Origin of the sequence: uncultured Halopseudomonas sp. (assembly GCF_963977355.1) — a bacterium.
Classification (GTDB): domain Bacteria; phylum Pseudomonadota; class Gammaproteobacteria; order Pseudomonadales; family Pseudomonadaceae; genus Halopseudomonas.
This window is the reverse complement of record NZ_CAXBOV010000007.1, coordinates 126,730-151,356: the sequence shown is the minus strand read 5'-3', so window position 1 is coordinate 151,356 and position 24,627 is coordinate 126,730. Positions and strand designations below refer to the sequence as shown.

The 24,627-nt window shown below is 55.5% G+C and carries 20 protein-coding genes; 10 read left to right on the top strand and 10 right to left on the bottom strand.

The genetic code is table 11. The features are described 5' to 3' along the window. Window positions 1–1,126, bottom strand: a 1,126-nt coding sequence (gene tssI / locus AAC076_RS05460; RefSeq protein WP_339843425.1) for a type VI secretion system tip protein TssI/VgrG, incomplete at its 3' end; no start/stop codon positions are given. Window positions 1,127–1,415: 289 nt separating this feature from the next. Continuing rightward, entirely contained in the window at window positions 1,416–2,519 is a 1,104-nt protein-coding gene (locus AAC076_RS05455) for a DUF2855 family protein (protein WP_339843423.1), read from the bottom strand. Between the two features lie 224 nt (window positions 2,520–2,743). Between AAC076_RS05455 and AAC076_RS05450 the strand changes: the two genes are divergently transcribed. The 4 genes from AAC076_RS05450 to AAC076_RS05435 all read left to right on the top strand — a co-directional run bounded on the left by AAC076_RS05450 (window position 2,744) and on the right by AAC076_RS05435 (window position 8,456). Continuing rightward, entirely contained in the window at window positions 2,744–3,829 is a 1,086-nt protein-coding gene (locus AAC076_RS05450; protein WP_339843421.1) for a calcium/sodium antiporter, read from the top strand. Between the two features lie 436 nt (window positions 3,830–4,265). After that, entirely contained in the window at window positions 4,266–6,068 is a 1,803-nt protein-coding gene (locus AAC076_RS05445) for a wax ester/triacylglycerol synthase family O-acyltransferase (RefSeq protein ID WP_339843420.1), read from the top strand. Window positions 6,069–6,121: 53 nt separating this feature from the next. After that, window positions 6,122–7,576 carry a DUF3336 domain-containing protein gene (locus AAC076_RS05440; protein ID WP_339843419.1) on the top strand — a complete coding sequence of 485 codons (1,455 nt, stop codon included), beginning with the start codon at window positions 6,122–6,124 and terminating at the stop codon, window positions 7,574–7,576. Between the two features lie 31 nt (window positions 7,577–7,607). Further along, window positions 7,608–8,456: a uroporphyrinogen-III synthase gene (locus AAC076_RS05435; protein WP_339843418.1), complete on the top strand. Its 849-nt coding sequence runs from the start codon at window positions 7,608–7,610 to the stop codon at window positions 8,454–8,456. 12 nt (window positions 8,457–8,468) lie between these two features. Here the strand turns inward: AAC076_RS05435 and AAC076_RS05430 are convergent, their stop codons facing one another. Continuing rightward, a complete protein-coding gene (locus tag AAC076_RS05430) occupies window positions 8,469–9,977 on the bottom strand; it encodes an amidase (protein ID WP_339843416.1) in 1,509 nt (502 codons plus the stop codon). Window positions 9,978–10,131: 154 nt separating this feature from the next. On the opposite strand from AAC076_RS05430, the gene AAC076_RS05425 reads away from it, so the two are divergent. The 5 genes from AAC076_RS05425 to AAC076_RS05405 all read left to right on the top strand — a co-directional run bounded on the left by AAC076_RS05425 (window position 10,132) and on the right by AAC076_RS05405 (window position 15,557). Continuing rightward, window positions 10,132–12,567: an ATP-binding protein gene (locus AAC076_RS05425; protein WP_339843415.1), complete on the top strand. Its 2,436-nt coding sequence runs from the start codon at window positions 10,132–10,134 to the stop codon at window positions 12,565–12,567. 398 nt (window positions 12,568–12,965) lie between these two features. Then, window positions 12,966–13,487, top strand: a complete 522-nt coding sequence (locus AAC076_RS05420; RefSeq protein ID WP_339843434.1) for a TIGR00645 family protein — start codon at window positions 12,966–12,968, stop codon at window positions 13,485–13,487. A 71-nt stretch (window positions 13,488–13,558) separates the two neighbouring features. Beyond that, on the top strand, window positions 13,559–13,873 hold the full coding sequence (locus AAC076_RS05415) for a DUF6482 family protein (protein WP_339843413.1): 315 nt from the start codon (window positions 13,559–13,561) through the stop codon (window positions 13,871–13,873). Further along, on the top strand, window positions 13,870–15,411 hold the full coding sequence (locus tag AAC076_RS05410; protein WP_339843412.1) for a cryptochrome/photolyase family protein: 1,542 nt from the start codon (window positions 13,870–13,872) through the stop codon (window positions 15,409–15,411). Before AAC076_RS05415 ends, AAC076_RS05410 begins: the two co-directional genes overlap by 4 nt. Beyond that, window positions 15,408–15,557 (top strand): DUF2256 domain-containing protein, encoded by a 150-nt coding sequence (locus AAC076_RS05405; RefSeq protein ID WP_339843411.1) that lies wholly within the window; start codon window positions 15,408–15,410, stop codon window positions 15,555–15,557. The genes AAC076_RS05410 and AAC076_RS05405 overlap by 4 nt, the downstream gene beginning before the upstream one ends. Window positions 15,558–15,560: 3 nt before the next feature. On the opposite strand, the gene AAC076_RS05400 is transcribed toward AAC076_RS05405, so the two are convergent. The 4 genes from AAC076_RS05400 to AAC076_RS05385 all read right to left on the bottom strand — a co-directional run bounded on the left by AAC076_RS05400 (window position 15,561) and on the right by AAC076_RS05385 (window position 19,428). Beyond that, window positions 15,561–16,694 carry a methyltransferase gene (locus AAC076_RS05400; protein WP_339843410.1) on the bottom strand — a complete coding sequence of 378 codons (1,134 nt, stop codon included), beginning with the start codon at window positions 16,692–16,694 and terminating at the stop codon, window positions 15,561–15,563. Window positions 16,695–16,773: 79 nt separating this feature from the next. Further along, window positions 16,774–17,187, bottom strand: coding sequence for a large-conductance mechanosensitive channel protein MscL (gene mscL / locus AAC076_RS05395; RefSeq protein WP_339843409.1), 414 nt, complete (start codon window positions 17,185–17,187; stop codon window positions 16,774–16,776). Window positions 17,188–17,231: 44 nt separating this feature from the next. Further along, complete coding sequence (locus tag AAC076_RS05390; RefSeq protein WP_339843408.1) at window positions 17,232–18,671, bottom strand: polyphosphate kinase; 1,440 nt, start codon at window positions 18,669–18,671, stop codon at window positions 17,232–17,234. Continuing rightward, window positions 18,664–19,428 carry an EAL domain-containing protein gene (locus AAC076_RS05385; RefSeq protein WP_339843406.1) on the bottom strand — a complete coding sequence of 255 codons (765 nt, stop codon included), beginning with the start codon at window positions 19,426–19,428 and terminating at the stop codon, window positions 18,664–18,666. Before AAC076_RS05385 ends, AAC076_RS05390 begins: the two co-directional genes overlap by 8 nt. 137 nt (window positions 19,429–19,565) lie before the next feature. Here AAC076_RS05385 and radA point away from each other — a divergent pair, with 137 nt between their 5' ends. Continuing rightward, window positions 19,566–20,945, top strand: a complete 1,380-nt coding sequence (radA, locus tag AAC076_RS05380; protein ID WP_339843404.1) for a DNA repair protein RadA — start codon at window positions 19,566–19,568, stop codon at window positions 20,943–20,945. Window positions 20,946–20,957: 12 nt separating this feature from the next. On the opposite strand, the gene AAC076_RS05375 is transcribed toward radA, so the two are convergent. From AAC076_RS05375 to ettA, 3 genes are all read right to left on the bottom strand, one after another. After that, window positions 20,958–21,314, bottom strand: a complete 357-nt coding sequence (locus tag AAC076_RS05375; RefSeq protein WP_339843402.1) for a PilZ domain-containing protein — start codon at window positions 21,312–21,314, stop codon at window positions 20,958–20,960. Between the two features lie 55 nt (window positions 21,315–21,369). Beyond that, on the bottom strand, window positions 21,370–22,707 hold the full coding sequence (gdhA, locus tag AAC076_RS05370) for an NADP-specific glutamate dehydrogenase (RefSeq protein WP_339843400.1): 1,338 nt from the start codon (window positions 22,705–22,707) through the stop codon (window positions 21,370–21,372). 207 nt (window positions 22,708–22,914) lie between these two features. Next, complete coding sequence (gene ettA, locus AAC076_RS05365) at window positions 22,915–24,579, bottom strand: energy-dependent translational throttle protein EttA (protein WP_339843398.1); 1,665 nt, start codon at window positions 24,577–24,579, stop codon at window positions 22,915–22,917. Between the last annotated feature and the right edge of the window lie 48 nt (window positions 24,580–24,627).

Sequence of the window (24,627 nt, the reverse complement as noted above, 5' to 3'; positions counted from 1 at the left end):
GCGGACGGTAGTGAACCTCCCAGGGTGCAACGGTGAATTGGTTTCGGTAGCCCTGAGTGAAGCCGTCACTTTCTTTCACGTCGCTAGTGACTGACTCTTCCAGTACCTGTGGTTGTTTGCCTTCGTGCTGGATGCTGACTACCAGCCACAAGTCGTTCCATTCAGTTCGCGGATGCTCTGACAGGGTCAGAAAGTGGCCGGTAATCAGATTGGGTACGTCGCTCTTGCCCTCGGCCAGCCGGTAGTCCGCCCGGTGGCGCTCCAGGCTGCGTTTGGCCAGTTGTTTACCGCGTGTGCGATCGGTAAAGCGGCCTGGGTAGTCATAGTCTTCCAGATCTGGAAGTGGCACGGGTGATTCGTCATTTTCTGCGGGTTGTTGAGTCTTGTGCGCAGCTTCCATCAACAGATGCGGCTTCTCGAAATCGTAGTCCCGGCGCGTGACACGACTGGGACGAGTTTCAATGCGCATGGCGAAACGCTTGATCACTGGCTCGTCGGCGACCAGACCGCTGTCCTGGATGTAAGCCGTGGATCTGTCGAGCTTCGGGAAACTGGTCTGGTCGTCGCCGAACACCAGTAGATGGTTATCGGTGCTGTGTTCGAAGTGGTAGTGAATGCCTTCTTCTTCACACAGCCGCTGGATGAAGTGCAGATCCGTTTCATCGTATTGGGTGCAATAGATCCGCTGCAGATACTCGCTGTTGAGTTGAAAGCGAAAAGCATCGGATTGGATGCCGTGGTCGTTGAGCACGCGGGCGATGATTTCGGGTACGGTCAGGTGCTGAAAGATGCGCTGGTTGGTGCGGTGGCCCAGATAAAACAGGTGCGGCACCAGGTCGATGTGGTAACGCGTCAGCCGCTTGCCCGCATCACCCTGGGCGACGCGGTGAATCAATCCATGAATTCCCTTGCCCTGACCAGCGAAAGTGAAGAAGGCAGGTTGCTGCAATAGGGCTTCGATATCCAGATCAGGACATTCGCTGACCAGTTCCAGCTGGAAGCGATAGGGCCGACTGATGGCTTCGGAGCCGGTGAAGGACAGCACCTTGAAGTCATGGGCAATGCCGGGCATGTCCATGCCGGGAATATCCAGCATAAAGGCAGCCGTATTGGCGGGGGCGAACATCCGATGTTCCTTGTACTTGGTATATAGAGCGGGCGCATTATTACAGATTGGATATGGGAAAAATGTGAGGTGGTCTGCAAAACGAAACAGGCGCGAATTCCGGGCTGAGAATGTGCGTATTAGAGGGCTGGAAGTGCGCAAAAAGTGGCGCAATAGATAGGGGAGGGAAGGTCAAAACGGTTTCCCGCATATGCGGGCATGAAGGGATCTTAGAGAAACCGCTACGTCATCAAGATATTTCTGATACCGGTTATAACAAGCCCGCCTTAGCGGGCCTGTTCCAGCTGGTTCAGGGTTTGAGGATGAGACCTTGATCGGGTTCTACTTTGCCCTGCAAGGTATCGAGGTAGGCTTGGCGAATAGCTTCCTGGCCTTCGACAGTGGTGACCTTCATCCAGCTCTCGACCGATTTCACCAAAGGCGCCCAGAGTTCCGCAAAGCGCCGCATCAATACCGCGTTGCCCAGCTCCTTGCCGCGGGTCTCCCAGTAGCCAGGGGCGAAGAACACTTCTGGCTCTGCGCCGGGCAGGTTCTTCTCGCCGCCGCGCTGGTCCCAGTGTGCTGCGCCCACCAGGGAACTGAACAGCATCTTGTCAGCAAAGTGTTTGTGCAGTGCAGTCAACACCTCACCATTGCCGGCAAAATCGACCGATACGGTACCCTGGCTAGAATCCAGCGTATCAATCGCGTCATAGCTGACGACCCTGTCGTAGTAGCCCAGGCTTTCGACGAAAGACACATTGCCAGTCGAGGTCAGCGCTGTGATTGTCAGCGGCTTACCGCGGGTCTGACGCTGGTGGGATAGCATGAATGCCAGGCCAAGCGCGGTCTTGCTTGAGGCGCTGGTCAGAATGACCTGGTCTGCTGCGAAAAAGTCCTGGCTCGCAAGAAAATCATCCAGGAGAAAAGAGGTGAGTAGCAGCGGCCGCAGGAGCATCTGCAATGCCTCATGTTCGACTCGATAGGCAGGGTCGGCATCGGTGAACAGGTATTGATTATAGGCCAGCGCGAGGTGCTGTCGGTGCTCTGCGGTATCCAGGAAGCTGCTCTTGCTGATCTTGCCCGGCTTGACGATTAGCTGATTGGCCATGGGTAGGTAGCCATAAACGCGGGTGCCAGTCTTGATATCCGGGTGTTTGGACGCAGCCACGTCCGCAAACCCCCACACGGGTATCTGGCCCCAGGGCGCTTCTGCCGGGAAGAAATCCCAGTATTTGAAACGCTTGCCCAGTGCTGCATAGGTAATATTGTTGGCGGTGAAGGCAAAGTGATCAATCGCCAGCAACGCCTCACCATCGGCTAGTTGATCAGCACCCACTGCCGGCGGCTCAAGGGTCGCGCACCGGTCAAGATCGTTCTGGTCTACTACGAAGGTTCGGTTGCTTGCGGTCATAAAAAAAGACTCTCTTTGCTAGGCTGAATAGTCAGCATAGCTTGCCTGACGGTTGGCGTGACGTCTGCCTGGAATCATGGGGTCTATGGCGCGCAATAACAGCAAGCGAGATATATTTTCAAGCGGCGGTGTAATCTTTTGTACGCCCTCTGGTGCCCGCGCTACAGCGTGCTAGATTGATGCGCCCGCAACCGCTGGCATTGCCCTGGAGGAGGGGCTGAATCATGACTTTGATGGTAATGGTGTTATTTGTTGTTGGGTTGGTTTTGCTTGTTGCGGGTGCGGAAGTACTGGTTAAAGGTGCCTCGCGGCTGGCAGCAGGTTTTCGTATTTCTCCTCTGGTCATCGGCCTCACGGTGGTGGCCTTCGGTACCAGTGCGCCTGAGCTGGCAGTGTCTACTGGCGCATCGCTGGGCGGGCAGGGCGACATAGCACTGGGGAACGTGCTCGGCAGCAACATCTTTAACGTGCTGTTCATTCTTGGTTTGTCTGCTCTGATCGCACCGCTGGTGGTTTCCCGACAACTGATCAGGCTGGATGTACCGATCATGATCGGCGCCAGTCTGCTGGTGATCCTGCTGGCGCTGGACGGCTCCCTTGGTCGTTTCGACGGTGTCCTGCTGTTCGGTCTGATTATCGCCTACACCCTATTTCTGATTATCAGCAGTCGACGCGCCAACCGGCAAGACGATGCCGAGGAGCTGGGTGTAACTGACGCTGCGCACAGTGGCTCTGCGCTGATTAATGTTCTGTTGGTGCTGGGTGGTCTGGTAATGCTGGTTCTGGGTGCCCGTTGGCTGGTAGGCGGTGCAGTAGTTATGGCGACCACCCTTGGCGTGTCCGAACGTGTTGTGGCTCTAACTATTGTCGCTGCGGGAACCTCCCTGCCTGAAGTGGCCACCTCGGTGATCGCCAGTATTCGCGGCCAGCGAGATATTGCTGTAGGTAACGTAGTGGGTAGTAATATCTTCAACCTGCTGGGGGTATTGGGTGTCTCCTCGATACTGGCGCCTGTGGGCATTGCCGTTTCCGAGTCGGTGCTGCAGTTCGACATGCTGGTCATGTTTGCTGTTGCCCTGGCTTGTCTGCCGATATTCATCAGCGGCTTGCGTATCAACCGCTGGGAAGGCCTCCTGTTCATGGCCTACTACATTGTCTACAACGTGCACGTAGTCACTACCGACGGTGGTGCTGGCGGCATTCCAGGACTATCAAGCGCGATGCTTTTTTACGTGATGCCACTGACCGCGGTTACCCTATTGGTCATCCTCATGCGCGGCGGTGCGGGTTCGACACCGCCCAGGCAATGAGCAAACGCCGTGCAGACCTGGTGTCTGTACAGTAAGGCCTGCAGTGAAATGGTGCGCGCTGGTAAATACAGCGCGCACCATTTTTGTGCGTGTAAGTTATTGCCCTTCCAAACCTTCTCTCGCTGAAAGTATTTTTCCGCAATTATTTTTCCTGCTTGTAAGCACTGTGCCAGAGCGTCTTTTTGCCAGCCGTACTAGCTAAGGCACGTCAAGAGGGCAATTTTTTTCAGTGAAAGTGACTGTTTGGTCATATAATTGCATTGTCTGGATATGTCTCATGGTTAGATTGTTCTATATGAGCTGCCGTTTGTCATATGCCTTGCATCTATTGGCGTGTATGTTTGACTGGAATCAATACAACGCCGGTTGAAAGAGTCAATCATGCAATCTGTTCATGATGCTTTTACACCCATTTTGGCGCACGAGGACCACTGCAATGAAGCAACTTACACCCATGGATTCGCACTTCTACTACTTCGAAGGCCCTAACCAGCCAATGATGATTGGCAGCCTCTGGCTCTGCGATCAGAGCACCGCGCCGGACGGCATCGTGCGCCACAAAGAAATCCTGCAGTATATTTCCGACCGCCTGAACACAACTTCCTATTTCCGTCGACGCCTCGAACAGGCCCCTTTTCAACTGGATGATCCCTATTGGCTGGAAGATGAGAATTTCGATCTGGAGTATCACGTTAGGCACGTAGGGTTGCCACAACCCGGTGACTGGCGACAACTCTGCATTTTTACCGCACGCACCATGTCCCGCAGCGTCGACATGGAGCGTGCGCCATGGGAGGTATACATCATCGAGGGCGTTAACAACGTTGAGGGTGTGCCGCCGAACAGTTTTGCCGTTCTGATCCGTTTCCATCATGCCTATGTTGATGGCAAGTCCAGTCTTGAACTCAGTACTGCGCTGATGGAGGAAACTTCAGCGCACGAATATGGCCGCCGAGACCGGGTCGAGGTTGCGGAGCGTGCGCCAACGCGTCTGGAAATGTGGGCGCGAACAGCGCCGCGCATGGTCGGTCAGACGTTCCGCAGCGTGAAAGCAGGTTTCGATTTTTCCCGCAAGAGTCTTGAGCTTGCCAACCTGTTTCGCAAGGAAGGCTTGCCAGATCAGCGACGGGTGCCCAAGACTATCTTCAACACTGCCGTCTCACCTCACCGCTCCTATGGAGCACACAGCTGGGTTATTCCAGAGCTCAAACGCATGCGTCAGTTGCACAAAGGCGCGAGCCTGAATGATGTGTTGCTGGCCGTTATCGCGGGCGGGATGCGTCGTTATCTTGCCAAGCACAATCAACTGCCCGCCAAGGACTCCCTGGTTTCAATGTGTCCTGTATCGATTCGCCCAGAGGACTCGAAGGTCGAGGGCGGGAATCTCATATCTGCGATGTACATCGCCATAGGCACCAATGTGGCCGATCCGGTCGAACGCCTTCAGGTTATTCAGGCGCGTACTGCGAGGGGTATTCCTATTGCCAAGGAAATACTCTGCGACCTGAGCAATGCGGCTGGCGACTTGATGCCGCCAGCCATGCGGGCGCTTGGCGCCTGGGTGCAGAACAAGACCCATGTGACCAGCACGCTACCACTGATCAACACCGTGATTACCAATGTGCCTGGCATACCTGGGAATACCACGCGCTACTTCGCTGGTGCAGCCATTCGAGATGTTTTTCCCCTGGTGCCGGTATGTGACGGTATGGCAATCAGTCATGGTATGACTGGTATATATGACCGCCTCAATCTTGGCGTGGTAGCCGATCGGGGCGTTGTGCCCGACATGGATTTCTATATCGAATGCATGCAGGCATCTACCGAAGAGTATCTGCAGGCGACTGAGACGTTCGAAGCCATGGCCTATGCAGCTGCAGCCGAGCAGCTCAAGGCCGCCAAGGCCGCCAAGGCCGTAGAGAAGACCGAGTCCGCCCTGGTTGCCAAGGAGGCTGGTTCGCAAAGCTCAGCGCCTAAAGCCCAGGTCGCATCAAAGCCCAAGCGTGCACCAGCCAAAGCCAAGGCCAAAGTGACACCTAAAAAAGCGACTGCCAAGCCAGCTGCCTCAGTAGATGATCCGGCTAGCCAGCCGACTGCAAGAAAGCACCTGGAAGCAGTGCCGAAGACTTCGATCGCGTCCACTAGCGCAACAAAAAGCTCACTCGCAGACCAGACTAGCGCTTCAATTGTTTCTGCGGCGGAGAGCGCACCGGAGCAGCGAAAGCAGGACGGTAGGTGATATTTCAATCGGTGAGCGCCTCGCCAGAGGCGCCAGCCATACCGGAGGTTGCAATGAAATTATTTGAAAAAGCTCGAAGCAAAACCCTGCTGCGTGAGATGGAACAGGCGGAAACCTACGAGCAATGGTCTGAACTTGCCGCCGCCTGGGATGCCGAAAACGGCATGGACGACTGGAAACAGAACGACGCCTGCGAGAACTACGACTATCACGGTATACGCCAGCGTCTGGAGCGTATGCGTGACTTGCGCAGCAAGGGCGAATATCACGATCTCCTCTTTGATTTGAACGAGGGAATTCACGGCAACATAGGCGGTATGGGCAAACCGTCTATGTACAACAAGGCAAAATTCGGTACCAAGGACTTGATTACCGAATTTATCGAGGAAACCTGCGGCGCGCTGAAGGACCTTGATCAAGTTGACGACAGCATAGTTTCCGAAGAAGAAAAACAGGATTTCTTCCTGCGAGCGAGTCATTGCTTTGGTCGTTCGGCTTTGATGCTCAGCGGTGGTGCTGTCCTTGGTTTCTTTCACGCTGGCGTGCTGAAGGCATTGTTTGACCAGGGCCTGCTGCCGGAGATCATATCTGGCTCTAGTGCCGGGTCCATCCTGGCAGCGACAGCCTGTACCCACGTTGATGCGGAGCTCGAGCACCGCCTGAGCCTGGACAGTCTGCACCATGAAATTGAGGAGACGTCCGCAATTCGGCCTGCACTGTCGTTTTTTGGTAACCCGCGACCGAAGATGGACGCCGAGAACCTTATCCAGTATCTGGCCAAGATTATTCCCGATTTGACCTTCCAGGAAGCATTTGAACTGACGGGGCGCAAACTGAACATCACCGTGACTGGGTTGGAGCGACAGCAGGCTCCCAGGTTACTTAATACCGTTACCTCGCCCAATGTGCTCATCCGATCTGCGGTGACGGCGTCGTGCGCGATTTATGGCATCTATCCCCCTGTCACACTGATGTGCCGCAATGCCCATGGTGAAACCGTACCTTATCTGCCTGACATGAAGTGGATCGACGGTTCCTTTGCCGATGATCTGCCCGCCAAACGCCTGGCTCGCCTCTTCGGCGTGAACCACTTCATTTCGAGCATGACCAACCCCGCTGCTCTGGCGATCACCCCCGACCCTGACGCGCCACCCACCGCCTGGCGCGCAATTATCAATTACCAGGCTAACCTGATTAAAAGCACCACTGCCGAAGCCATGAAGTTTGGTCGGGATAATATCCGCATCAAATCGCCCGTCATCAACCTTATGCAGCACCTGGCATACGGCGTGTTACGTCAGGAGTACACAGCGGATATCAATATCTTCCTGCGTAACCGCTGGGATCATCCGGTCCGATTACTTGCGGCGCCCTCGCGTGAAGCAATGGACAGGTTGCTTTATGAAGGTGAGCGCTCTACCTGGGAAAAGATCGAGATGGTCCGTAACTGCACCGCCATCAGTCGCACCCTGGATGAAATCATTCATCGTCGCGGATGGGAGAAGTAGGCACAATAGTGCTTTTGCAGGCGGAGTGGCCATGAACGAGATTGTTGAACAGCAGCCTTTGGCCGGGCGGCACATTGCATTGCCGGAAAGTCGCGAGCTGGATTTGTTCGCTGACATGCTGGTAACCCGGGGTGCCAGCGTACTGCGATGTCCGCTGGTATCTATTCACGATGCGCCCGATCAGGCCGCGATAGCTGGCTGGATACGGGCATTCGTGGAGGAGCCCTGGGATGATCTTATTCTGCTCACCGGCGAAGGACTGCGGCGGTTGCTAGGCACGGCAGAGCGTGAGGGGGGAGGTCTGCGCGAGAGCTTTGTCGCCAAACTCGGTCAGGTACGCAAACTCACCCGTGGTCCAAAGCCCGGCACAGCGCTGCGCAGTATTGGTCTGAAGACCGATCTTGTTGCGCTGGAGCCAACCACAGAAGGCGTCATTCGCACGCTGCAGCAGGAAAATCTGCAAGGTCGGCGCGTGGCTGTGCAGTTATACGGTACCGAGCCGAATCTACCGCTGATGGATTTTTTGCGTGAAGCGGGGGCATCTGTCACTAGCGTGGCTCCATACATCTACGCGGATGATGTGGAAGACGCTCGGGTAGAGGAGCTGGTGGCGGCGATTCTGGGTGGGCAACTCGATGCTGTTGCCTTTACCAGCGCTACCCAAGTGCGCAGATTATTCCAGATCGGGCGGCGGCAATGCGGCGAGCAGGCGCTGATCAATGGATTGCGGCAGTTAAAGGTCGCCGCTGTGGGTCCTGTGGTGGCAGATGAGCTGCGTGGCCGCGACGTGAGAGTGGATCTGATGCCGGAAAGCAGCTTCTTCATGAAGCCGCTGGTCAGAGAGCTTGTGAAGTCCCTCGGTCCGGCAACAGAGGCCTGACCACCTTCATAACTATACTTTGATCTTGCTCATCTCTGGCCACCTGTGTGCCCAGGGCTGGGCTTGCTCCAGTTGACTGGCCAACTGCAGCAATAGCGGCTCGCTGGCGCTGGGGCCGCAGAACTGGACGCCCAGGGGCAGCCCCTCGGGGGTCCAGTGCAGCGGCACGCTCATGGCCGGAGTGCCCGTGAGGTTGGCAAGCTGGGTAAACGGAACATAAGTCAGATTCTTTCGCGCCATATCCTCCACCATGTTATCCATCACCCCCCAACGAGCCAGCATGGGCAGTAGACCGCTGGCCGTCAGCCAGCGTAACGCTCGAGCCTGACCAGGTGGAAGTTCTGCCTGTTCATGTCGGATAGGGGGGTGGGCAATGGCTGGCGTGAGATAAAGATCATGCTGCTGATAAAAAGTCCCAAGAGCCTGACTGAACTGATTCCACTGGCGGTGGCTGTTGATATAGCTGGCGCTGGTCAGTCCACGTCCAAATGCGGCCAGCGTGCGGGTCAATAACTCAAATTCGTCATCGCGTGCTCCGGTCTGCCGCGCTTGATCCAGTGTCGCTGCGACCTGGCCGAAATACATATTCAGGTAACAGCGGGCCAAGGCCTGTCCGTCATAATTGGGCTCAGCCTCAACCACTTCGTGGCCCAGCGACCTCAGAGTCTGTACTGCATTTTCGACGGCGCGTACCGCTTCGGGGTGAACGGGCGTATCCACTGGTGAGCGTGTGCTATAGCCTATGCGCAGCACCCCTGGATCGCGCCCAGCCAGTTCTCGGAAAGAGGTTTCTGGTGAGATGATGACAAAGGGATCGCCTTGATTGGGCCCCGACAGGAGGTCCATGGAAAGGGCTGCGTCGCGCACGCTGCGACACACAACTAGATCGCTTGAAGCTCCCTCCCAAATCTCGCCGTGTGCAGGGCCTACCGATACACGTCCGCGGCTGGGTCTCAATCCAAACAGGCCACAGCAGGCGGCGGGAATACGGATTGACCCACCGCCGTCATTTGCCCCGGCAAGGGGAACCATACCTGCGGCAACTGCTGCCGCCGAACCGCCACTGGAGCCTCCAGGCGTACGTGTGATATCCCATGGGTTGCGGGTATGACCGAAGGCCTGGGGGTCAGTTACGCCCTTGAGGGCCAATTCGGGCGTGTTGGTTTTGCCGATGATTACGGCCCCAGCGTTGAGCAGCCGCTGCACAATGTGCGAGTGTCGTGCTGCCGGAATACGGCTGAAAACCTTGCTGCCATTGCCGGTTGGCAGGCCGGCGTAGTCCTGAATGGCGTCCTTGATCAGAATGGGAACGCCCGCCAGAGGACCTTTTAATGGTTGGTTGGCACGGTCACGGGCGATCTCGAACATCGGCTGGCAGACCGCATTGAGCTTTGGATTGAGACGATGATACTGGTCCAGCGCAATATCCAGCATCTCCCCGGCATTGGTTGTTCCAGAAGCGATCTGTTCAGCGAGACCGGTCGCATCGTTGTCGACGTATTCCTGCACGGAGAAGGTCATGCTTGCGCCACCTTGTATTGTCTTTGAGTAATTACTCTAATGGAACGCGATTGCACCTCCGGTCGTCAAGTCAAACGCTGCTTTGCCCTTGTCAGCGGAGGCTGACAGGGCAACAATGCGGCTTCGCACGCCAACCATCCCCGAAGGACGCTTGATGACCAACAATGCCGATGCTCTTCGCCTGCTGCCCGATCAGCTCACCGCACCAATCGACCTGGACAGCCTGGGGTTTACTACCACGGACGACCTGGAGCCTTTTCTCGGTATTCTCGGGCAGGACCGCGCGGTAGAGGCGTTGCAGTTTGGTGTAGCGATGCACCGCTCTGGCTACAACGTATTCGTTATGGGCGAACCTGGTACAGGGCGCTTTTCGTACGTCATGCGTTATCTGAAGGCCGAGGCCAAGCGCCAGATAACGCCCCAGGACTGCCTATACGTAAACAACTTTGAAGAGCCCCGCGAGCCCTGGGTATTGAGCCTTTCGCCAGGCACGGCCAGCGGGCTGCTGGAGGATGTAAACAAACTGATTGATAATCTGCTGGCAACTTTTCCAGCGGTGTTTGAGCACCCAGCGTTCCAGCAGAAGAAAAGCGCAATCGATAGGGGCTTCAATCAACGCTATGACCGTGCGATTGATTCGGTCGAACGCAAAGCGCTGGAAAAGAAGATTGCCGTCTATCGCGATGCCCAGAATATCGCCTTCACACCGATGAAGGATGGCAAGGCACTGGACGAAGCCGAGTTTGCGCAACTTCCTGAAGAGGAGCGCGAGCGCTTTCATGTGGACATAGCCACACTTGAGGAAGTCCTGAACGAAGCGCTTTCAAGCCTGCCGCAGTGGAAGCGCGAATCCAGCAACCAGCTTCGCGAGTTGAACGAGCAGACCATCACCGATGCGATCAAGCCGATCCTTGAGCCGCTGCTGGAACAATACAGCGGTAATGACGCCGTCTGTGATTACCTGAATCTGGTTCGGCAAAACCTGTTGAAAACGGTGGTAGAGCTTCTAGTCGATGAACGGGCGCTAGAGCCCCGTCCCGAGGCCTATAAAAAGCAGCTGCTTACCGAACAGTATTGCCCCAGTCTGATCGTAGGTCACGCTGATACGGGCGGGGCTCCGGTAGTGCATGAGCCACACCCGTCATACGACAACCTGTTTGGACGTATTGAATACAGTTCTGAACAGGGTGCGCTTATTACCAGTTATCGGCATATCCGTCCCGGTGCATTACACAAAGCCAACGGGGGCTATCTGGTTCTTGAGGCTGAAAAGTTGCTGGGTGAGCCCTTCGTTTGGGACGCACTCAAGCGCGCCCTGCAATCGCGTCAATTGAAAATGGAGTCGCCCTGGGCTGATATGGGTCGCTTGACCACGGTGACTCTGACCCCTGAGGTCATACCCCTGGCGGTCAAGGTCATTATCATAGGTTCCCGGCATCTCTATTACACACTGCAGGATCTGGACCCGGACTTTCAGGAGATGTTTCGCGTTCTGGTGGATTTCGATGAAGACTTGCCACGTACCCCCGAAAGTATCGAGAGCATGGCGCAGTTGCTCAAAACGCGGACCTCGGAGGAGGGGATCGCGCCACTGACTGCAGCGGCTGTTGCCCGGGTGATGACCCATAGCGCACGCCTGGCAGAGCATCAAAAGCGTTTGTCTGCGCGCATCAGCGATATTTTCCAGTTGGTCGCTGAGGCCGATTTTACCCGGCAGCTTGCCGGGGACGGACTGATTGACACCGCACATATCGAAAGAGCACTGCAAGCCAAGGAAGCGCGCACCGGACGTGTCAGCGCACGCATCCGCGAAGATATGCTGTCTGGCGTTATCCTGATTGATACCGATGGCGCGGAGGTTGGCAAGTGCAACGGTCTCACCGTGCTGGAAGTGGGAGATTCAGTCTTCGGTGTGCCAGCGCGGATCAGTGCCACTGTTTACCCCGGCGGCAGTGGCATCGTCGATATCGAGCGTGAGGTGGAGCTTGGACAGCCCATTCACTCCAAAGGAGTCATGATTCTTACCGGATATCTGGGGAGTCGTTACGCCCAGCATTTTCCACTGGAAATCTCGGCCAGCATCGCATTGGAACAATCCTATGGCTACGTGGACGGCGATAGTGCCTCCCTGGGAGAGGTCTGTGCACTGATGTCGGCTTTATCGCGGACACCACTGAAACAGGGATTTGCCATTACTGGATCCATTAACCAGTTTGGAGAGGTACAGGCGGTCGGTGGGGTCAACGAAAAAATTGAAGGTTTCTTTCGCCTGTGCCAGGCCCGTGGGTTTACCGGCTCACAGGGCGCTATCATTCCCCGGGCGAACATCCCTAACCTGATGCTCGATCAGAGTGTGCTGGATGCAGTGCAGGCCGGACTGTTCAATATCTACGCGGTCAGCAAGGTAGATCAGGCTATGGGATTGCTGGCGGGTGAGGAAACCGGATCAGCCGACGACTCAGGTCATTACCCCGAAGGGACTATCAATGCGCGGGTGGTGGGACGTCTACGAGAAATTGCAGAACTGCAGCGCGATGATGAGTCCAGCTCGAATGAAGCTGATGAATCGAAACCAGCCAGTCGAACTTGATCACTCGATGAACAATCGCGCGGATACCTGCCCAGGTACGCCGCGCAGCATTGTTTCCCATGGTTACCAACAGACTTATCCACAGATAGTGTGGAGCATATCCAAGTCCCAGACGGTTTCCTGAATTGTCAATACCTCAAAACCGTGAGGTACATCACACGTTGAGTGATTCAGTAAAAATTCATTTTGTCCAGCTGTAGCCACCATGGAATGGTGGCCAACAGGTGTTTGAATTTGCTATGAAACTTTATTGGCTGTTTTTTGTACTATAACGAGGATAGCCGCCCTACTCGGACTTGCGCCCTGGTTATATCCGACTGCCCACAGAGTTATCCACAGTATTTGTGAACAACTTGCCCAACACGTGGGTAACCCTACTGATAAAGGTATTAATGAATATGGAACGTGCACTTGAAACACTGTTGTATGCCGCTCGCTGGATTCTGGCGCCGATCTATCTGGGCCTCTCGCTCGCGCTCTTCGCACTGGCGGTCAAGTTTTTTCAGGAAGTCATTCACCTGATCCCTAATCTGTTTGCCATTGCCGAAGCGGATTTGATACTGGTGGTGTTATCCCTGGTCGACATGGCACTGGTAGGCGGTTTGTTGGTCATGGTGATGATATCGGGCTACGAGAATTTTGTTTCCCAGTTGGATATCAAGGAAGGTCAGGAGAAGTTGAGCTGGTTGGGGAAAATGGACTCCAGCTCGCTGAAGATGAAAGTGGCGGCTTCGATAGTGGCCATTTCTTCGATTCACCTGCTCAAGGTGTTCATGAACGCCCAGAACATCCCCAACGACAAGATGATGTGGTATGTGATTATCCACATGACCTTCGTTGTTTCAGCGTTTGGTATGGGCCTACTGGACAAGATCGCCAAGGCCGAAAGCGCCCTGTCCATGAAAAAGGACAATATGTAACACCTGCGAATGGAGCATCGTTCGGGGCAGCGGTATAGTTTTTACCCAACCAGTTGCCCTGGAGTGATTTGATGACGCTCGACGACTTGCACAAACTGGCCACTGAAGGCCAGGTCATTGAACTGAACGTACTGTCCCACGAGGGATCCATTTATCTTGTCGAGGCGGTACTGGACAGTCGTCGAGACATGCTCAAAAAGCAGCTCTGTGATAAGCGTCCCTGGACGTTCCGTTCATTCGAGGAGGCGCGCAGGGCGCTTGGCGATATTCCGCTCGAAACAATCGATCTGATTCATCACAATGTGTATGACGAAATAGGCCCTGGTGGCCAGGGTGGCTCACCCAAAGCACCTCCCATGCGCCTCACCTACTCCCTGCACTCATGACCCGCAATCTGATACTGATACTCGGTGATCAGCTTAGTCATGACCTGATCACCCTGCGCGATGCTGATCCGGATAAAGACCGGATACTAATGGCGGAGGTCGGGGAGGAGGGTCGCTATGTGCGCCACCACCCCAAGAAGATCCTGTTCATATTGTCTGCTATGCGCCATTTTGCCGGGGAGCTTGAGGAGCGTGGATTTTGCGTCGACTACATAAAACTTGATGACAGGGATAACACCGGTTCCCTGAAGGGCGAACTTGAGCGCGCTCGCAAGAGGCTCAATCCTGAATCTATCCTGCTTTGCGAGCCGGGCGAATGGCGGTTGATGGATGCCTTCAGCACTCTGAAAGACAAGGTCTGCGAACTCCAAATTCTTCAGGATGACCGGTTTCTGTGCACTCATGAGCGTTTTTCGCAGTGGGCTGGGGATCGTAAGCAGCTGCGCATGGAATTCTTTTACCGTGAAATGCGCAAGGAACATCAACTGCTACTCGACGCCGATGGTAGTCCTGAGGGGGGCAGCTGGAACTTCGATTCCGATAATCGCAAAGCTCTACCTGCGGATGTCCAGGTACCGACTCAGCCACAATTCCCGCGGGACAAGATCACCTGTGAAGTGGAAGAGCTGGTTGCTGAGCACTTCGCAGATCATTACGGGGTCCTGGACAACTTTGACTATCCCGTGACGGCCACCCAAGCAGAGCATCTATGGCAAACGTTTCTCGACCAGGGTATGCCGCGCTTTGGCGACTTTCAGGATGCAATGGCTGATCACGAGCCATTCCTGTTTCACGCCCGCATCGCCGCCGCGATGAACATCGGTCTGCTTGACCCCCGCAGGGTATGTCTAGACGTCCAGGCTGCCTATCAGGCGGGCGATATACCGCTGAACGCCGCAGAGGGGTTCATTCGGCAGATAATCGGCTGGCGTGAATATGTACGCGGTATCTACTGGCTACTGATGCCTGACTATGCCGAAAACAACAAGCTGGGTAACCAGCGTGACTTGCCGGAATTTTATTGGACCGGCAAGACTCACATGCGTTGTATGCAGCAGGCCATTGGGCAGACGCTGGAGCATGCCTATGCGCATCATATTCAACGCTTGATGGTGACCGGTAACTTTGCGCTGCTTGCAGGCATCCAGCCAAAACAGATCTGTGACTGGTATCTGGCGGTTTATATGGATGCGTTCGACTGGGTCGAGCTGCCTAATACGCTGGGCATGGTAATGCATGCAGATGGTGGTTACCTCGGTTCCAAGCCCTATTGCTCGAGCGGGCAGTACATAAAGCGCATGTCCAATCATTGCCAGGGTTGCAGTTACAAGGTTACCGAGAAAACCGGGGAGAAGGCCTGTCCGTTCAATTCACTCTACTGGCACTTCCTGATACGCCATCGCGATCAGTTCAAAAGTAACCACCGGATGAAGATGATCTACGGCACCCTGGACAGGATGACGGAGAAGAACCAGCAGGCGTTATGGGACTGGGGCGAAGTACTGCTCAAGCGCCTGGACGAGGGCGAGGCCCTGTGAAGAAAAAGGCGGACCTACCGACCAAGGTTTGCGTGCAGTGCGGTCTGCCATTCAGTTGGCGCAAGAAATGGCAGCGCTGCTGGGACGACGTTAAATACTGTTCCGAGCGTTGCCGTCGCCAGAAGAGTCAACCTCCGGCGGGCTAGGTGTTACTGGCTCGCCTTGAGCACAACAAACTTGGGGTTGGCAGCCAGCTGCTCGACCTTGTCGAAATTGGCCCGCAACTTCACGTGATATCCCAGGTGACGGTTGCCTACTACCATCAGGCTGCCTTCGTCATCCAATGCTTCACTGCTTTGAGTAAACAGCCGCTTGGCCGCCTCGTCGCCGACAGCCTGTTGCTGATGAAAAGGCGGATTGCACAGCACCAGTTTCACACTACTGGGTGGCATATCCTTGAGCCCATCGCTGACCAGAAATTCAGCCTGCCGCTCGGGAAAGGCGCGAGCAAAATTGAGGCGCGCCGAGGCAACTGCCGCGTGGGATTCATCAATGAACACAAGCTGTGCTTCAGGATTGAGCTGAGCAGCCTTGATGCCAAGTGCACCATTGCCGCAACCCAGATCGACGATGCGTTGATCGCCTACAGCGGTAGGCAGGCTTTCAAGCAGGAGTCTGGTGCCGTTATCCAGTTTATCCCTGGAGAACACGCCGGGCAGGTTGGTGAGCTCCACGGACGCACCCGGCAGGGAATACTCGGTCGTCAGATCAACGCTGACTGGTGTCAGATTCGTATCGAATGTAGCGGTCAGAAGCCGGGCCTTTTTCCACGCCAGTGAAGCCTGATAAGGGCCTATATGTTTTGCCAGCAGATCACCTGCCGCGTGGGGCAAATGCTTGAGCATGGCGCCGGCAATCACCGTTGCATCCTCGGCAAGATGCTCACGCAGGCGTGACAATTGGTCCTCCATCAGCGCCAGGCTTTTCGGCACTCTGATCAGCACTTGCCGGTAAGGTCCCTTTGGAGCCTGCTGACTGTCAATGAAAACGACTGCGTCAGGCGCCAACTGGTTATTTGCCAGGTTGGCCTCAAGAGCCAGTCTGGCCAGTTCGGAGTCACTCCAGCTATGGGGTTTCAGAGCCGGGTCAGCTTTTGCCAGGGCGCATGCCAGGGTGCCGAAGTGATCGTTGATAACCAGCACGGGCAGGTCCGACGCAGGTTGGTCAGCCAGGGTCTGCAACAAATACACATCTGCAGTATCGAATGCCTGGAGTGTGGGGTTCTCAGTGACGGGGTAGCGTTCGAGCTCGAGTGGGCCAAACGCAGTGGTGCAAGTTTGCATGGGGATGCCGCTGTAAATGAATCGGATCAAACAACTGGAGCGCAGTATACCCCAGTTGATGTCCCCGTTACTGCTACGGCTACTGTCTCTGCTGTTGAAGCAGGTCGCGAATTTCACCCAGCAGTATTTCCTGCTTGCTCTGAGTTTCCACTGGCGGCGGGGCAGGTTCTTCCACTTCTTCGCGCTTGAGATTATTCATTACCTTGATGGCAACAAAGATCGCGGCTGCAACGATGAGAAAATCAACAATGCTCTGGATGAACAGTCCGTAGCCCAGCGTTACTGCGGGTAGTTCGCCCTGGGCTTCCCTTAATACGATTGCCAGATCGGCAAAATCCACTCCCCCGATCAGCAGGCCCAGCGGCGGCATCGCCACATTGGCGACGAACGACGAAACAACCTTGCCGAAAGCCGCGCCGATAATGATACCAATCGCCATCTCGACGACATTTCCCCGCATCGCAAACGCTTTAAACTCATTTAGTAGACGCATGGCAACTATTCCTGTGTAGTGCTTCCCTGGAGCGGTAGCGGCTACTATTTGAGCGCGTGTTGCAGGCTTTCGCAAACAATTTTCAACGCCTGGATGCGACCATGACGTTTGTCCTCGCTGGATATCAGATGCCAGGGGGATTCGTCGGTATCGGTGAACTCAAGCATGTCGTGGACCGCTTCGCGATAGGCGGACCATTGCTTGCGATTACGCCAGTCCTCGTCGGTCAATTTATAACGCTTGAGTGGTGATTCCTCTCGGGCCTCGAATCGATCAAGTTGTTCCTCCTGAGTGATCGCCAGCCAGAACTTGATAACCAGAATGCCGCTCTGTTGCAACTGATGCTCAAAATCATTGATTTCGCCATAGGCGCGTTGCCACTGCGCTGCGCTACAAAAACCTTCGACGCGTTCGACGAGCACCCGACCGTAATAACTGCGATCGAATACGACAATGTTTCCCGGCGCTGGAATGTGGCGCCAGAATCGCATCAAGTAAGGTTGTCGTCTTTCTTCATCAGTAGGGGCTCGAGTGCCATGTACGCGCAAAAAGCGTGGGTCCAGACACTGGGTGATGCGTCTTATGGTCCCGCCTTTACCCGCTGCGTCTGTTCCCTCGAAAACCAGCATCAAGCTGCGACCAGAGAAATCCGGGTGGCGAACCAGTTGGCGCAAAAAATTCTGGTAATAATCCAGTTGAACCTTGTATTCGTCCTTGTCCATAGCAGGGGTGTAATCCAGCTCATCCAGCAGTTCGCGCGTGGAGGGGATCCAGCTATGGGGGAGGGTACTTTGCTTCTCTTCACTCAGTTGCGCACGGATCGCATCGAGCATCAGTTGGCCAATTTGCAGGTCACGCTGCTCGGCATCGTTGCTGCACACGTTCGTCCATGGGGCTCCTTCGGTCGACGTGAGTTCGATCATGCGCTGGGCTGCGCCGTGCACATGCTCGAATTGTGCTGGACTGAGGTCATTCCACTCGCGCATGGCGACGGTGGTGGATGAAGAAGCATCCTCATGTACTGGTTTGGATTTGTCATACTCAAGCCAGACTTTCAGAACGCTTGCCCCCTCGTGCACCAGCAACTGCTCGAAGCGCAAAATATCCTGCATCTGCTCAGAAAATTGCTGTTCGGATATCTGGCCGGTGCAAAATTCCCGCAATGGTTGGTGATACCAGGAGCCCAGATAAAAGCCTATCTCCCCATTCGGAGGAAGCGTCCGGCAATAACGCCAGAAGCGAGGCATTTGTTCTTCGAGGCCACGGGGCAAGGTAAAGGCGCGGGCATTGAGAAACCGATTGTCCAGCCACGCATAGAAGGTATGGATTATCTCCGCTTTTCCAACGTGGTCATCACCGCCGATCAACAGGAAAACGGGGCCCTTGCCGGACTTGCGCAGTTCGAACTGAGCCTCGAGTAATTGCTCGTTCAGTTGGTCGACCCTGCCCTTAGCGGTTTTCTTTTCCTTCTTGCTTTCAGACATTGGCGGGCCAGGTGATCTCCGGAAGATGTTCGAATCCGGGTTTGGCAAACAGGAAACCCTGAAACAGAAATACGCCCATCGAGCGCAGAATATCGAGCTCTTCCTGGCTCTCGATGCCTTCGGCAATGACATCAATACCCAGTGCCTGGCAGACACCAATAATGCCTCGCACAATTGCCTGGCGGACCGGATCATGGTCAATGTCACGAACAATATCCATATCCAGCTTGATGATATCCGGCTGGAATTCCGCCAACAGGTTCAGGCCGGAGTAACCGGCACCAAAGTCATCAATCGCGGTCTTGAAGCCCTGTCGTTTGTATTCCTTGATGATGCTTTTGAGATGTTCCTTATCGACCAGTCTTTCGTTTTCGGTGATCTCGAATATCAACCGGTTGGTCGGAAAGTTGTATCGCCTTGCAGCTTCCAGTGTTGCGCGTATGCAGGTTGCCGCCTGATAGACCGCGTTGGGTAGAAAGTTGATGCTGATAAAACAGGGAATCTGCAATCTTGAGGCAAGCTCAACGGCCTTGACCCGACATGACTGGTCAAAGATGTAGCGGTTGTCCTCGTTTACTTTCGACAACATGCTCGCTGCCCCGGCGCCATCTACACCCCTTATCAGGGCCTCATAGGCGAAGACGCTATTGTCGCGGGTATCGACTATTGGTTGAAATGCCATGGTGAAGTCAAAGCAAAGCGGCTCATTTTCCTGGCAGGCTTTGCAGGGTTTGGGAATTTCAATCTCGGTCGGCATACAATGGGTCTCTTGTGCAAATACAGGCAGAGTATAGTCGATAGAAGTGCTGGCCATTGGCCCGTTAAGCCAATCGACTGAGCGACACGTATGTATCGTGTGAAAATAGCACCTTTGTTCTATCCCCGGGGAACTCCATGGCAAAAAACAAGCGCATATATGGTTGTACAGACTGTGGAGCAACATTTTCCAAATGGGCCGGCCAATGTGGTGAATGTCAGGCTTGGAACACGCTCGTAGAAACCGTGGTGGATACCACGCCAACGGGCGGCAGTGGTCCGGTTACCGGGCGCAGCGGTCATTGGGCCGGGCAGGCAGCGCAGGTTCGTACGCTGGCGGAGGTGTCTACCGAGGAGGTACCCCGACAACCAAGTGGATCCTCCGAGCTTGATCGGGTACTGGGGGGTGGGCTGGTAGCGGGGTCAGTGGTTCTGATTGGTGGCGACCCGGGTATCGGCAAGTCGACGATTCTGTTGCAAACCTTGTGTCAGCTTGCCGAGAGCATGCCTGCGTTATACGTAACAGGTGAAGAGTCGCAGCAGCAGGTAGCAATGCGGGCCAGGCGTCTGGGTTTGCCTGAGGAACGGTTGAAGGTGATGACCGAGACCTGTATCGAAAGCATTATCGCCACAGCGCGGGTGGAAAAGCCGCGGGTGATGGTGGTCGATTCCATTCAGACAATCTTTACCGAGCAACTTCAATCAGCACCGGGAGGCGTTGCCCAGGTGCGAGAAAGTGCAGCGCTACTGGTGCGCTATGCCAAGCAGAGTGGGACGGCGATTTTTCTGGTGGGTCATGTCACCAAAGAGGGCTCCCTGGCGGGTCCGCGAGTGCTTGAACACATGGTGGATACGGTACTGTACTTCGAGGGCGAATCCGACGGGCGCTTGCGGATGTTACGTGCTGTGAAGAATCGTTTCGGCGCGGTCAACGAACTCGGTGTCTTTGCAATGACCGACAAGGGTCTGAAGGAAGTATCGAATCCGTCGGCAATTTTTCTCTCGCGTTACGAGACACCAATCCCGGGTAGTGTGGTGATGTCTACATGGGAGGGCTCCAGACCGATGCTGGTGGAGGTTCAGGCGTTGGTTGACACCTCCCACCTGGGTAATCCGAGGCGCGTGACCCTGGGTCTGGATCAAAACAGGTTGGCCATGCTGTTAGCCGTTCTGCACCGGCATGGTGGCGTCGCGACCTACGATCAGGACGTCTTTGTCAACGTGGTCGGGGGCGTGAAGGTGCTGGAAACCGCCGTTGATCTGGCATTACTGGCGGCAGTCATGTCGAGTCTACGTAACCGCCCGCTGCCCATGGATTTGATGGTTTTTGGTGAGCTGGGGTTGTCAGGGGAAATTCGGCCGGTGCCCAGCGGACAGGAAAGGCTGAAGGAGGCCGCCAAGCACGGCTTTACTCGCGCCATTGTTCCCAAGGCAAACGCGCCAAAGGAGAGTCCGAAGGGCATGCAGGTCGTGCCTGTGACCCGGCTTGATGAGGCATTGTCGGCAATCTTCGACTGACAGAAAGGAGCCTCAGAGCAGTCCGCCTAGCTCCCTCTCAAGTAGTTTTTCATCGCCGGTGTTGAGCGCCACCAACCGTTTGAGGTGGCTGATAGAGTCCAGGTCTATATAGTCGCACTCGAAGCCAAGCAAGCCCTCCTCAGCGTGGGCCAGATGCACATCCATGCGTATCTGGCTTCCCTCTGCCAGCTCGATGATGGCAACGAACTGGCCGGCGTTGCTGACGCTCTCCCAACCCTTGGGCTCGAGCACAAGCAGTCCGTGCAATGACAGATCCACAAGCTGAACATCGATATCCACACCGTCCTGGCGCAGGCTGGTTTGTGCGTCGAACGGAACGCGGGTAAAACGGCGGCGGTCGTCACTCATGGATGTTGCCTTGGCAGATTAAGTGTACTTACTACTATAGCTCCAATTTGCATTGTTAGATGACTCCCTGTGCAAGCATGGCCTCGGCTACCCTGGTAAATCCTGCCAGATTGGCACCCTTCACATAGTTGATATGGTCATCCTCTTTCCCACCTTGCACGCAGGACTGGTGAATGCTCTTCATTATTTCCAGAAGACGATCATCTATTTCTGAGGCACCCCAGTGCAGGCGCATCGCATTCTGTGACATTTCCAAACCACTGACTGCGACTCCGCCTGCGTTTGCCGCCTTGCCGGGACCAAACAGGATACGTGCCTGCTGGAATGTCTGGATGGCTTCTATGGTCGACGGCATGTTTGCGCCCTCTGTCACGCACCAGCAACCGTTGTCGAGCAGCGCGCGGGCGTCATCTGCGTCCAGTTCATTTTGTGTTGCGCAAGGAATGGCAATGTCGCATTCAAGTTGCCAGGGTTTTTGCTCCTCCAGGAAACGCAGACCGTCGTGTTGGTCGAGCTCCCGCAAGCTACCGCCCTTGCGATTTTTCAGTTCTACCACGGCTTCCCATTGATCAGTAGTCAGACCCTCCGGATTGTGCAGGGTGCCGGTAGAGTCGGACATGGATACGACGATACCCCCCAGCTGCAGAAGTTTGCGGACAGTATGCTGTGCGACGTTGCCGGCACCGGAAACTGCAATACGTTGGCCCTCGATGCTGCAGTCCCGCGTGTTGAGCATTTCCTGGGTAAAGTACACAACTCCGTAGCCGGTTGCTTCGGTGCGCAATCGGCTACCACCGTAAGCCTGTCCTTTACCGGTCAGCGCCGATGTATTGCGATTCGTGAGTCGCCTATGCTGGCCGTAAAGATAGCCTATTTCTCTGGGGCCAACGCCAATGTCTCCAGCCGGGACGTCAAGGTCTTCGCCAATGTGGCGGGACAATTCAGTCATGAATGACTGGCAAAAGCGCATTATCTCGCCGTCACTTCTGTCCTTGGGGTTGAAGTCGGCACCACCCTTCGCGCCGCCCAATGGCAGCATGGTCAGGGCGTTCTTGAAAACCTGCTCAAAGGCGAGAAACTTCAGCACGCCCAGATCCACCGAGGGATGAAAGCGCAGCCCACCCTTGTAAGGCCCTATTGCGCTGTTCATCTGTACCCGGTAGCCCCGGTTGACCTGCACCTTTCCCTTATCATCTACCCAAGGCACGCGGAAAATGATGGTGCGCTCGGGCTCTACGAGGCGATCAATGATGCCTTTATCAAAATACTCTGGTTTGCTCTCCAGCATGGGCCAGAGGCTGGTAAGAATCTCCTTCACGGCCTGGTGAAACTCTGGCTGGTCTGAGTCACGTTCCTGCAGTTTCTGTATGTAATCGCTCAGGGTTTGGGTCATGCTGGTCTCTTGAATTCGGAGAAAGCAGAGACTCTAGCAGAGGGGGAGCAAGCAATGGCTGGAGAAAACAACTGGCAACAAATGCAGAGCACATGGTGTGCAGGGGGGGCGTCCCGGTGAGAAAGAGGGTTCTCCAGGACTAACACTCGAGATGACGAAGTTTTAACCGCTCAGGCTGCCGGCGCTAGCTCGGCAGCCTGCTCGGATTCAGGCCAGTTTCTTGTAGCGCACCCGGTGTGGCTGGGCTGCCGCTTCGCCTAGACGCTTCTTGCGGTCGGCTTCGAACTCGGTGTAGTTGCCCTCGAAGAAGCTAACCTTGCCTTCGTCCTCATAGGAGAGGATGTGGGTTGCAATTCGGTCGAGGAACCAGCGATCGTGAGAGATCACGATAGCGGAGCCCGGGAAGTCGAGCAGAGCTTCTTCCAGTGCGCGCAGGGTTTCCACGTCCAGGTCGTTGGAGGGTTCGTCGAGCAGCAGCACGTTGGCGCCTTTCTTCAGTGTCAGAGCCATATGCAGACGGCCGCGCTCACCACCGGAAAGATCCTTGACGAACTTTTGCTGGTCTGCTCCCTTGAAGTTGAAACGGCCTACATACCCCCTGGAAGGAACCTCGTAGTTGCCTACCTTGATCATGTCAAACCCATCAGAGACTTGTTCCCAGACGGTTTTTTTGCCGTCAAGCTCGTCCCGGCTCTGATCGACGCTGGCGATCAGAACCGTTTCACCGATGTCAATGTTGCCGCTATCAGGTTGTTCCTTGCCGGTAATCATCCGGAATAGTGTGGACTTGCCAGCGCCGTTCCCACCGATCACGCCAATAATCGCACCCTTGGGTACAGCGAAGCTCAGGTCATCAATCAGAACGCGGTCGCCGTAACCCTTGTTCACACCGTTGAACTCGATGACCTTGTCGCCCAGTCTCGGACCAGCGGGGATGTAGATCTCATTGGTTTCGCTGCGCTTCTGGAACTCCTGTGATTGCAACTCTTCAAAACGCTGCATGCGTGCCTTGGACTTGGCCTGGCGACCCTTGGCGCCCTGACGTACCCATTCCAGTTCGGCTTTCATTGCTTTAGCGTGGGAGGATTCCTGCTTGGATTCCTGAGCCAGACGCGTGGCCTTGGATTCCAGCCACTGGGAGTAGTTGCCTTCAAAGGGTATACCGTGGCCGCGGTCAAGTTCGAGAATCCAGCCGGCCACGTTGTCCAGGAAGTATCGATCGTGCGTCACCGCCACCACGGTGCCGGAGAAGTTGTGCAGAAACTGTTCCAGCCAGGCAACGGAGTCGGCGTCCAGGTGGTTGGTTGGCTCGTCGAGCAGGAGCATGTCCGGAGCGGAAAGCAACAGGCGGCACAGGGCGACACGGCGTTTTTCGCCGCCAGACAAGTGCTCGATCTTTGCATCCCACGGCGGCAGACGCAGCGCGTCAGCGGCGACTTCAAGCTGCCGATCCAGGTTGTGGCCATCACCGGCCTGCAGAACTGCTTCCAGTTTGGCCTGTTCGGCGGCAAGGGCGTCGAAGTCGGCATCAGGCTCGGCGTAGGCAGCGTAGACTTGATCCAGACGTGCCTGGGCATCCTTGATCTCGCTGACTGCTTCCTCGACTATTTCACGGACAGTCTTCTCGGGGTCGACCTCGGGCTCCTGTGGCAGGTAGCCGATCTTGATTCCCGGCATCGGACGGGCTTCGCCTTCGATCTCGGTATCCACGCCTGCCATGATGCGAAGCAGGGTCGATTTGCCTGAGCCGTTCAGGCCCAGCACGCCAATTTTGGCGCCGGGGAAAAAAGACAAGGAAATGTCCTTGAGGATGCGGTTCTTCGGCGGGACGACCTTGCCGACACGGTGCATGCTGTATACGTATTGAGCCATGATGCGCAAAACCTGAATTTGAGAAGTGGATCGGTACTGACTCGCGAT